A 9,341-nucleotide genomic window follows, 5' to 3' on the forward strand; every position below is an offset into this window, starting at 1 on the left:
TATCAGGAATTCTTATGACCGGAGATATCGACGTCCGGCTGCTGCGCGCCTTCGTCACCGTGGCCGATACGGGAACGGTGAGCCGGGCCGCCGATCGGCTTGCCCGCACGCAGGCGGCGGTGAGCATGCAGCTTCAGCGCCTCGAAGGTGAAGTCGGCGCCGAGCTGCTGCGCCGCTCGCCGCGCGGCGTGACGCTGACCGAGGCCGGCGAGATCCTGCTCGCCTTCGCCCGCAAGGCCATCGCGATCGGTGACGATGCCAGGCGCGAGATAGAAGGCCGCAGGCTGGTCGGCCGTGTCCGGCTGGGCATCGTCGAGGATTTGGCGATAACGCGGCTGCCGTTGATCATCGCCGAATTCCGCCGCCGGCATCCTTCCGTGGAGATCGAGCTGACGTCGGCCAGCAGCAGCGATCTCAGCAAGTCGCTGGGCGAAGGAAGATGCGACATCGTCATGGCCGATCCGGCGCGCTTCACAATGGCGCCGCGAGGCCATGTGTCACGACAGCTGGTCTGGGCGGCAAGCCGCATGATCGAGATCGATGACGAGGTCGAGCTTCCGCTGATCATCTTCGAAGGCGCCTGCTCCTGGCAGGACAGAATGCTGGCCTCGCTCGCCGAGGCCGGGATCGGCTGGAAGATCGGCTGCCGCGTGTCGACCTTCGCGACGCTGATCTCGGCGCTGAGGGCCGGGCTCGGCATCGGGCTTCTGCTGCAAGAAGGACTGCCGCCCGACTGCCAAAGCCTCAACGGACGCTTCAACCTGCCGCCGGCGGCGATGGCGGATTTCGGCCTCTATCTCGCGAGGGACCCGTCGCGGCTGGTCGAGGAGTGTGGCGATTTCCTGCGAGCGGGATTCGAAGCGTAGCGAAATATCTGACGCCGTTCACCGTTCCTGGTCGGTCGGGCGGATGACGATCTCGTTGACGTTGACATGTGCCGGCTGGCTCACGGCGTAGAAAATGGCCGCGGCGATGTCCTCGGCGGTCAGCGCCTCCATGGCGGCAAGCCGCTTATCCAGATCAGCCTTGAACGCCGGATTGGTGATGTGGTCGCCGAGCTCTGTGCGCACCAGGCCAGGCTCGATGACGGTGACGCGAACCTTGTCGGCGTAGACTTCGCGGCGCAGCGATTCGGAAAAGCCGACGACACCGAACTTGGTTGCGGCATAGCCGCTGGCGCCGGGATTGGCGACGCGGCCGGCGATCGACGAGACATTGACGATGTGACCCTTGGCGGCCCTGAGATGCGGCAGCGCCGCCTTGGTGACGCCCATCAGCGCCAGCAGGTTGAGCTCGATCATGCGGCGCCAGTCGTCGAGCAACGCCTCGGCGGCCGGCGACAGAAGCATCACCCCGGCATTGTTGACGAGTATGTCGAGGCGGCCCCATTCGGTGACAACCTTGTCGACCATGGCGGTGACATCGTCGTTGCTGGTGACGTCGGCCTCGATGCGGAGCGCCGTGCCGCCGGCCTTTTCGATACGTAAGGCTAGCGCTTCGAGACGATCGGCGCGGCGTGCGGCAATCGCCACCTTGGCCCCGGCGGTTGCGAGCGCCACAGCCGTTGCCTCGCCGATGCCCGAGGAGGCGCCGGTGACGAGTGCGACTTTGCCGGCCAGTGCGGAAGAAACAGATGTCATTGTGAAGTCTCCAAGGCCCCAGCCCGATCTTCAGATAGGCCGCGGGCCGCGAAGTGGAAGACCAGCTTGCCGGTTGCTCGGCTCTATTCGTCTGGGCCGGGCTCCGGCCAAGGCTCTTTCGCCGCCTCGGCATACCAGTGGCGCATCGCCGGTATCGAAAGCACGGCGTCGACATAGGCGCGGGTGTCGGGCGCCAGCGTGCCACCATAGGTGTCGAAGCGGGTGACGACCGGCGCGTACATGGCATCGGCCGCGGTGAAACGGCCAAACAGAAACGGCCCGCCTTTGCCGTATTTTTCGCGGCATTCGCGCCATAGCCCTTCGATGCGCGCCCGTTGCGCCTCACCTTCGGCGTCGAGCGGCTTGTGGCCTTTCGGCCGGCGCAAATTCATCGGCCAGCCATAGCGGACCTCGCGAAAGCCGGAATGCATCTCTGTCGCCGCCGAGCGGGCCAGCGCGCGGGCGCCGATGTCGGCCGGCCAGAGCTTTTTCTCGGGAAACAGCTCAGCAAGATATTCAAGGATGGCAAGGGTTTCCCAGACGATCCGGACCTCGCCATTCGGCAGCCGATGGTTCAGCACCGGCACCTGGCCGGTCGGCGATATCCTGGCCAGATTGGCCGCGGTCTCGGGCGTGCGCAGGCGCACAAGACCTTCCTCGAACGGGATCTCCAGATGCTTCATCGCCAGCCACGGCCGCAGTGACCACGACGAAAAACACTTGTTGCCGATGAAGAGCGTGAATTCAGCCATTGTCCCTCCGGCCCTGTCTGTTCGGGCGTTCTGGTGCACCCTATCCTGTCGGCTTCGCGGCCGGAAGCTATCCCAATCGACGGGCAGAAGCCGGAACCTAAGCGATCCGCGACCGTTTCTCCAGGCGAACGGTCCAGGAGATGCGAGATGGTGAACAAGGATCAGGTTGCCGGCGTTGCCAAGCAAGCCAAGGGCTCGGTCAAGCAGACCGCCGGCAAGGCCACCGGCAACAGGCGCACCGAGGCCGAAGGCGACGTCGACAAGGCCACCGGCAAGATGCAGAAGGCTTACGGCGACGTGAAGGACAAGGTGAAGAAGGCGCTTTGACGCCGGCCCTTCGTGAACCAGGAAGAGGCGGCTCGGCCGCCTTTTTTGGCCCTCTCCTGCCCGTCAGAAAGTCAGGCTTTTGCTGTATGCATTGGTGAAGGTGACCTCGCCATGATCTCCGGCGGCTTCGCCCAGCACCACATCCATGCTGTTTCCCGTCACCCGCGCCAACGCAAAGCCGCCCATGAAGGCGGCCTTCGGCTTGAACAAGTCGACCCCGTCACGGTGGTAGATCATCGGCGTCGCGTGCTGGTGGCCATGGAAGATGCCGACGACGTTGTAACCCTTCAGCACAGCCAGCAGCGCCTGCCTGTCGGCTTCGCTCCACCAGTGGGGCGGACCCTTGCCGCCGTCGTCGAAGGTTTTCTCGGCGGCGTCCCATCTTTCGATCGAAAAAGTATCCCAGCCATAATGCTGGAACAGGATGACCGGGCGGCCGTCGCCGGCATAGGTTGCCAGGTCCTGCTTCAGCCATGGCAGGCTGCTGGTGGCGCCATGGCCGGTATCGCCGGCGAAACGGTGCGTCTGGACAAGATGCAAGCCGCCCCAATCCCATGAATAGCAATCGGTCCCGACATCGTAGTCGGTCGCCGGCGCAGGCGGCTTGAAGAACACGCCGGGGCGGTGGTTGACCTCGACGTAGTCGCGCATTTCGCGGCGGTACCAGTCGACATGCGAGCGCGGGCCGTTCTGGTCGAGGTCGTGGTTGCCGAGGCCGACATAGACCGGCATGTGCACGCGGTCGGGGCCGACGCCTTGCTGGTAGCGCTGGCTGAACTGAAGCAGTTGCGTGCCCTCGCTGGGCTGGGTGATCTGGCCGCCGCCATCATCGGTGATGTCGCCGCCAACGACCAGGCCGAGCGGCGTGCCGATGTTGCCCGTCGAGCGCAGGCCGGTGGCAACGCCATCGATTTCAGCCGGCCATTGCCTGTCGCCGACGCCGTTGAGTGCGGCGACGTTGCGCAGCAAGGCAGCGTCGGTCTTGCCCTCCTGCTCGCAATGCGGGCTCAATCCGTTCGCCGTGCGGCAGGCATGGACATCGGCGATAAACAAGAAGGTGGCGTCGATCGGCGGGATGCGCTGGCCGGTCTGGCCGAAGGCCGGGTGCGAAACGGCGCCGGCCGCGGCAAGGCCCGCTGCCTGCATCAGGAACCTGCGCCGGGAAACCGGCCGGGCGGGAATGCGATGCATCATGCGCTAAAATTCAGCACGACGGGGACCGGCAGTCCAGTTGCTCGTAAAGTATGTCGACACGTTCTCCCAGGTCTGGCATTGCTTTCGGCATTCAACTTGCGCGGGCAAAGGAGGACGCCATGAAAGCTACATCCATCGGCATGACAATGGCGATTCTGGCGGTGACGAGCGCAGCGCATGGCGCCGGGTGCATCGACGCCAAATCGGCCAAGGCCGGCTTCATTCTCGAAAGGCCCGGCATCCACAGCGAATTTCGCCCGGCGGCGGGCGGAATGGTGGCGGTTGCCAACAAATACCAGTCGCAATCGCCGCAGTCGCAGTACCTGTTCGGCGGGCTGATCGAGGTGTTTCGCGACAGCAGCACGGGGCAGCTGGCGATGATCCCGTTTTCCGATCTCAGGAAGGTGTTCCCGCTGAAGGCGGGTGCCAAGAGCAAGATCGTGTTTGCCCGTCTTGCACCGAACAAGCCGCCGAAGGGCACCGAGACGCTGGAGATGAACGTCAAGGGCAAGGAGACGTTCAGCCTGGGTGATTGCAAATACTCCGTACTCGCGGTCAAGCAGACGATCAGGAGCGAGGCCGGCGAGACGCGAGACGAGTTCACCGCGCTTTACGCACCCGACCTGCAGGCAGTTGTGGCCAGGCGCTATGACGAGGGCACTAGCGCCGAAAGCGTGGTCGGCTACGAGCTGATCAAGCCGCTGCCGAATTAAGAGCTCGGCCTCCCGCCTCGGTCGCGATATCAGCGACTGCGGCCTCTGTCCTGCCAGCGTTAAAGCGCCCTGTGCAGTATCCTGCGACGTCGCCTCGTGACTCCCTGTTCCAATGCCATCAGGCAATCGCGCAGCACGCTTGCGTCCTGCGCGGTCTTGGCCATCGACATGGCGCCGGAATAGGTGGCGACAGCCAGCGACGCGAAGCGCTGCGGATCGATGCCCTGCTCCCGGCCCGCCTGCTGGTCGGCCCTGACCTTGTCGGCGATCGCCTGACGCCAGGTAGAAAAAATGCTGGCAAGGGCAATGCGGAAATCCGGATCGGCAAGCGACAGTTCATGCGCCAGGTTGTTGAGCGGGCAGCCGCGCACGAATCCCTGCCGCTCCAGCTCCGCCGCGATGGCCGCGAACACGGAGCGCACGCCCTCGCGCGCTGAGGGAGCCATCCGCACCGGCGCGATCCATGTCTCTTCTACGGCGGCGGCGACCCGCTCCTCGATCACTGCGAGCGCCAGCGCCTTCTTGGTTGGGAAATGGTGGTGCAGCGCGCCGCCGGTGACGCCCGCCGTCGCCATCAGGTCGCCCATGCTGGACGCATGATAGCCGCGTGCCTGAAACGCCTCCTCGGCGACATCGAGCACCTTTTTGCGCATGCCTTCGGGGTCGTTGGTGCGTTTTTGAGCCCGCGACCTTGGGCGAGCGGATATCTCTGCTGACATCTTCACACGATAGCAGATTGACAAAACAGGACAACCGGTCTGTTTTGTAAAACAGGATGACTGTCCTGTTTTGGAGATCGCGCAATGAACCTGCCTTTGAACGTCGAATCTAAATCCGATATGCTCGCCTCGCCCGTTGTCGAACTCAGGCAATACACGCTGAAGCCTGGCAGGCGCGAGACGCTGATCGGCATCTTCGACAATCACCTGATCGAGGGCCAGGAAACCGCGGGGATGACCATCATCGGCCAGTTCCGCGATCTCGACCGGCCGGATATGTTCGTCTGGCTGCGCGGCTTCGACGGTATGGAAGCGCGGAAAAACGCTCTGACCGCCTTCTATGACGGGCCGGTCTGGACTGCCTGGCGCGACGCCGCCAACGCCACGATGATCGATTCTGACGACGTGCTGCTGCTGAAGCCGGCCTGGCCAGGCGCCGGCCTAGACCTCTCGGGATCACTACGATTACCCCAGGCGGACCTCGAAAAACCGTGCGCAGGCAGCGATTTGCAGGCAATTGTTGTCATCAGGATTCATCATTTGCAACCGGGCCTGGAAGCCCGTTTCGCCAATGACTTCCAGACCGCGGCCCTTCCGGTGCTCGCCGCATTTGGCGCGTCGCCGCTCGCCGCCTTCGTTACCGAGCATGCCGAAAACAGCTTTCCGCGGTTGCCGGTGCGGGCCAGCGAAAACGTCTTCATCAGCATCACCGGTTTCGCCAGCGCCGATGCACATGCCCGCCACGAGGCAGCCTTGGCTGCCTCCCCGGAGTGGCAAGTGTTCGAGCAGAGCGTGCAGTCACGTATGGCCAAGCCGACTGAGACTTTGCGGCTGTCGCCAACCTCACAATCGCTGCTTGGGCGGTGAGACGAGGCGAAGTTTCATACGCTGGGATAGGCAGGCGACTTGACCCGGAGTGCAGGCAGCGCTGCTCTGGGGTTCATGCCGCCGGCGGAAGACGGCAATGCGCGGGAGTGTTGGATGAGACTAGGCGGCAAACGGGCACTGGTCACCGGCGGCTCGGACGGGATCGGGCTGGCAATCGCCGAGGCTTTCTTGCGCGAAGGCGCGGACGTGCTGATCGTCGGCCGCGACGGCAAAAAACTCGACGCCGCCCGCAAGCAGCTCGGGAATAATGTCGACACGCTGTCGGCCGACCTGTCGGCCAGCGCCGGCATCGATGCCGTGGTCGAGCATGCCAGGCGCGGCCCACCTGTCGATATCCTCGTCAACAATGCCGGCGTAGCGTTCCTTGTGCCGTTCGAGACCGTCAGCGAGGACCAGTTCCAGCAGTCATTCGCGCTCAACGTCACGGCGGTATTCTTTCTCACCCAACGGCTGTTGCCGCATCTCGCGCCGGGTGCGGCTTCGGTGATCAACATCTCGTCCTATTTCGCGCACAAGATGATCCCGAAGCGGCCGTCCAGCCTCTATTCGCTGTCGAAGGGCGCGCTCAATTCGCTGACCAAGTCGCTCGCCTTCGAGCTCGGGCCGCGCATAAGGGTCAACGCGATCGCGCCCGGCACGGTCGACACAGCGATGCGGCGCAGGTCGATCGAAAACCTGCCTGAGGCCGCGCAAGCCGAGCTCAAGGCCTATGTCGAGCGCAGCTATCCGCTCGGCCGCATCGGCCGGACCAGCGACCTTGCCGGCATCGCGGTCTATCTCGCCAGCGACGAAGCGGCAAGGACCAGCGGCGGAATCTTCGCCGTGGATGGAGGATACACGGCGGGGTAAGGTTGCGATCTCCCCCCTCGAGGGGGAGATGGCCGGCAGGCCAGAGGGGGTCGTCTCGCGTGGAACACCAGCCTGTTCCGTCCGCTATGGGAGTTGCGTCAAGACCTACCGCCCCCCCTCTGTCGCCTTCGGCGACATCTCCCCCTCAAGTGGGGAGATTGCCAGCACCTTCAACCGATTTGCATTCCCGTCACCCGCAATCTCCGCTTGAAGGCATTTGTGCAACGCGATACGCCGTTTGCAAATTGCAAACCGGAGAGACTTCGTGAGCGCGCCAGAGACCAGAACCGAAACCGACACGTTCGGTCCCATCGAGGTCGCCGCCGACCGCTATTGGGGCGCGCAGGCGCAGCGTTCGCTTGCCAATTTCAAGATCGGCTGGGAGAAACAGCCGGCGTCGATCGTGCGGGCGCTGGGCATCGTCAAGCGGGCGGCAGCGGAGGCCAATATGGAGCTGAAGCGGCTCGATCCGGCGATCGGCAAGGCCATCGTCGAGGCCTCGCAGGAGGTCATCGACGGCAAGCTGAACGAGCATTTCCCGCTGGTCGTCTGGCAGACAGGCTCAGGCACCCAGTCCAACATGAACGCCAATGAGGTGATTTCCAACCGGGCGATCGAGCTTTTGGGCGGCGTCATGGGATCGAAGAAGCCGGTGCATCCCAACGACCACGTCAACATGAGCCAGTCGTCGAACGACACCTATCCGACCGCCATGCACATCGCCTGCGCCGAGCGCATCACTCACGACCTGCTACCGGCGCTAAGACATTTGCATACGGCACTCGAGGCCAAGACCAGGGCTTTCGCCCACATCGTCAAGATCGGCCGCACCCACACCCAGGACGCGACGCCGCTGACGCTCGGCCAGGAATTCTCGGGCTACGCGGCGCAGGTCGCCTCATCGGTCAAGCGCATCGAGATGACCCTGCCCGGCCTGCAGGAGCTAGCACAGGGCGGCACCGCGGTCGGCACCGGTCTCAACGCGCCGGTCGGTTTCGCCGAAAAGGTGGCGGCGCGCATCGCCGCGATCACCGGCATCGATTTCGTCACCGCGCCGAACAAGTTCGAGGCGCTGGCCGCGCATGATTCCATGGTCTTCTCGCACGGCGCTATCAATGCCTGCGCGGCGGCGCTGTTCAAGATCGCCAACGACATCCGCCTGCTCGGCTCCGGCCCGCGTTCGGGCCTCGGCGAATTGTCGCTGCCGGAAAACGAACCGGGCTCCTCGATCATGCCGGGCAAGGTCAATCCGACCCAATGCGAGGCGATGACGCAGGTTTGCGTGCAGGTGTTCGGCAACAATGCGGCGATCAGCTTCGCCGGCAGTCAGGGCCATTTCGAGCTCAACGTATACAATCCGCTGATGGCCTATTGTTTCCTGCAATCGGTACAGCTGCTGGCCGACGCTTCCGTGTCGTTCACCGACAATTGCGTCGTCGGCATCGAGGCCCGCGAAGACAACATCAAGGCAGCACTCGACCGTTCGCTGATGCTGGTGACGGCGCTTGCGCCGACGATCGGCTATGACAACGCCGCCAAGATCGCCAAGGCGGCGCACAAGAACGGCACCACGCTGCGCCAGGAAGCGCTGGCCACCGGGCTGGTCAGCGAAGCCGATTATGAGCGGCTGGTGCGGCCGGAGGACATGACGCATCCAGGCTAGGGCGTTGATATGCCTGGATCTCAACACCCATGTTGATCGCGAAAACGTTACCTTGGTGAACAATCCGTAACCAATCTGGCATCTTTGGTGAACAGTCGGCCTGCGCTAACTAGACGGGTATCCCAAGCCGTTTGGCCAAACCCTTCTGGAGAGTTACGCATGTCCACCAACACGTCCGCCAATACTTCGTTTGCCGGTTCCGGCACCGCCGCCGGCGCCTCGGGCACGATCCTGCTCGGCCGCATCCTGCTTTCGGTCATCTTCCTGCTTTCCGGTTTCGGCAAGCTGACGGCGATTGCCGGCACCGCCGGCTATTTCGGCAGCCTTGGCCTGCCGCTGCCGATGGTGACCGCCATTGTCGTCGGCCTTATCGAACTGCTTGGCGGCCTGGCCATCCTCGTCGGCTTCCAGACCCGGATCGTCGGCTGGGTAATGGCGATCTTCACCGTCGCCACCGCGCTGGTTGCCCACACGGGCTGGGCCGATCAGATGCAGATGATCAATTTCATGAAGAACCTCGGCATTGCCGGCGGCTTCCTCGTGCTCGCCTCCTCGGGCCCAGGCGCGTATTCGATCGACGCCAAGCGCGGCTGAAG

The 9,341-nt window shown here is 63.9% G+C and carries 11 protein-coding genes; 7 read left to right on the forward strand and 4 right to left on the reverse strand.

Annotated features, from left to right (window positions below; all coding sequences use genetic code 11):
• Positions 1-14 precede the first annotated feature (14 nt).
• Positions 15-866 (forward strand): LysR family transcriptional regulator, encoded by an 852-nt coding sequence (locus NKJ15_RS21735; RefSeq protein WP_352817494.1) that lies wholly within the window; start codon positions 15-17, stop codon positions 864-866.
• Positions 867-884: 18 nt separating this feature from the next.
• Here the strand turns inward: NKJ15_RS21735 and NKJ15_RS21740 are convergent, their stop codons facing one another.
• Both NKJ15_RS21740 and NKJ15_RS21745 read right to left on the reverse strand, forming a co-directional pair.
• A complete protein-coding gene (locus tag NKJ15_RS21740) occupies positions 885-1,640 on the reverse strand; it encodes an SDR family NAD(P)-dependent oxidoreductase (protein WP_352817496.1) in 756 nt (251 codons plus the stop codon).
• An 83-nt stretch (positions 1,641-1,723) separates the two neighbouring features.
• On the reverse strand, positions 1,724-2,392 hold the full coding sequence (locus NKJ15_RS21745) for a glutathione S-transferase family protein (RefSeq protein WP_352541615.1): 669 nt from the start codon (positions 2,390-2,392) through the stop codon (positions 1,724-1,726).
• Between the two features lie 147 nt (positions 2,393-2,539).
• On the opposite strand from NKJ15_RS21745, the gene NKJ15_RS21750 reads away from it, so the two are divergent.
• Entirely contained in the window at positions 2,540-2,719 is a 180-nt protein-coding gene (locus NKJ15_RS21750) for a CsbD family protein (protein WP_254820647.1), read from the forward strand.
• 63 nt (positions 2,720-2,782) lie between these two features.
• Here the strand turns inward: NKJ15_RS21750 and NKJ15_RS21755 are convergent, their stop codons facing one another.
• Positions 2,783-3,913 (reverse strand): metallophosphoesterase, encoded by a 1,131-nt coding sequence (locus NKJ15_RS21755; protein WP_352472656.1) that lies wholly within the window; start codon positions 3,911-3,913, stop codon positions 2,783-2,785.
• Between the two features lie 119 nt (positions 3,914-4,032).
• Here NKJ15_RS21755 and NKJ15_RS21760 point away from each other — a divergent pair, with 119 nt between their 5' ends.
• The gene (locus NKJ15_RS21760; RefSeq protein ID WP_352817499.1) at positions 4,033-4,626 is read left to right on the forward strand and encodes a hypothetical protein; all 594 of its coding nucleotides are present in this window, start codon (positions 4,033-4,035) and stop codon (positions 4,624-4,626) included.
• A gap of 59 nt (positions 4,627-4,685) precedes the next feature.
• Here NKJ15_RS21760 and NKJ15_RS21765 read toward each other — a convergent pair whose 3' ends face one another.
• Entirely contained in the window at positions 4,686-5,279 is a 594-nt protein-coding gene (locus tag NKJ15_RS21765; RefSeq protein ID WP_352817502.1) for a TetR/AcrR family transcriptional regulator, read from the reverse strand.
• Between the two features lie 150 nt (positions 5,280-5,429).
• On the opposite strand from NKJ15_RS21765, the gene NKJ15_RS21770 reads away from it, so the two are divergent.
• The 4 genes from NKJ15_RS21770 to NKJ15_RS21785 all read left to right on the forward strand — a co-directional run bounded on the left by NKJ15_RS21770 (position 5,430) and on the right by NKJ15_RS21785 (position 9,339).
• Positions 5,430-6,212, forward strand: a complete 783-nt coding sequence (locus NKJ15_RS21770; protein ID WP_352817505.1) for an NIPSNAP family protein — start codon at positions 5,430-5,432, stop codon at positions 6,210-6,212.
• A gap of 114 nt (positions 6,213-6,326) precedes the next feature.
• The gene (locus tag NKJ15_RS21775) at positions 6,327-7,082 is read left to right on the forward strand and encodes an SDR family NAD(P)-dependent oxidoreductase (RefSeq protein WP_352817508.1); all 756 of its coding nucleotides are present in this window, start codon (positions 6,327-6,329) and stop codon (positions 7,080-7,082) included.
• Between the two features lie 265 nt (positions 7,083-7,347).
• A complete protein-coding gene (gene fumC / locus NKJ15_RS21780; protein ID WP_352817510.1) occupies positions 7,348-8,745 on the forward strand; it encodes a class II fumarate hydratase in 1,398 nt (465 codons plus the stop codon).
• 159 nt (positions 8,746-8,904) lie between these two features.
• The gene (locus tag NKJ15_RS21785; protein WP_352501902.1) at positions 8,905-9,339 is read left to right on the forward strand and encodes a DoxX family protein; all 435 of its coding nucleotides are present in this window, start codon (positions 8,905-8,907) and stop codon (positions 9,337-9,339) included.
• Positions 9,340-9,341: the final 2 nt, after the last annotated feature.

The organism is Mesorhizobium sp. M0207 (assembly GCF_040321995.1).
Lineage (GTDB): Bacteria > Pseudomonadota > Alphaproteobacteria > Rhizobiales > Rhizobiaceae > Mesorhizobium.

What these genes read in the sequence shown, in the direction of transcription:
- NKJ15_RS21785 (WP_352501902.1), top strand. Translation starts at nt 8,905, where the DNA reads ATGTCCACCAACACGTCCGCCAATACTTCGTTTGCCGGTTCCGGCACC.
- NKJ15_RS21765 (WP_352817502.1), bottom strand. Translation starts at nt 5,279, where the DNA reads ATGCGCAAAAAGGTGCTCGATGTCGCCGAGGAGGCGTTTCAGGCACGC.
- NKJ15_RS21760 (WP_352817499.1), top strand. Translation starts at nt 4,033, where the DNA reads ATGAAAGCTACATCCATCGGCATGACAATGGCGATTCTGGCGGTGACG.
- NKJ15_RS21740 (WP_352817496.1), bottom strand. Translation starts at nt 1,640, where the DNA reads ATGACATCTGTTTCTTCCGCACTGGCCGGCAAAGTCGCACTCGTCACC.
- NKJ15_RS21770 (WP_352817505.1), top strand. Translation starts at nt 5,430, where the DNA reads ATGAACCTGCCTTTGAACGTCGAATCTAAATCCGATATGCTCGCCTCG.
- NKJ15_RS21745 (WP_352541615.1), bottom strand. Translation starts at nt 2,392, where the DNA reads ATGGCTGAATTCACGCTCTTCATCGGCAACAAGTGTTTTTCGTCGTGG.
- NKJ15_RS21750 (WP_254820647.1), top strand. Translation starts at nt 2,540, where the DNA reads ATGGTGAACAAGGATCAGGTTGCCGGCGTTGCCAAGCAAGCCAAGGGC.
- NKJ15_RS21775 (WP_352817508.1), top strand. Translation starts at nt 6,327, where the DNA reads ATGAGACTAGGCGGCAAACGGGCACTGGTCACCGGCGGCTCGGACGGG.
- NKJ15_RS21735 (WP_352817494.1), top strand. Translation starts at nt 15, where the DNA reads ATGACCGGAGATATCGACGTCCGGCTGCTGCGCGCCTTCGTCACCGTG.
- NKJ15_RS21755 (WP_352472656.1), bottom strand. Translation starts at nt 3,913, where the DNA reads ATGATGCATCGCATTCCCGCCCGGCCGGTTTCCCGGCGCAGGTTCCTG.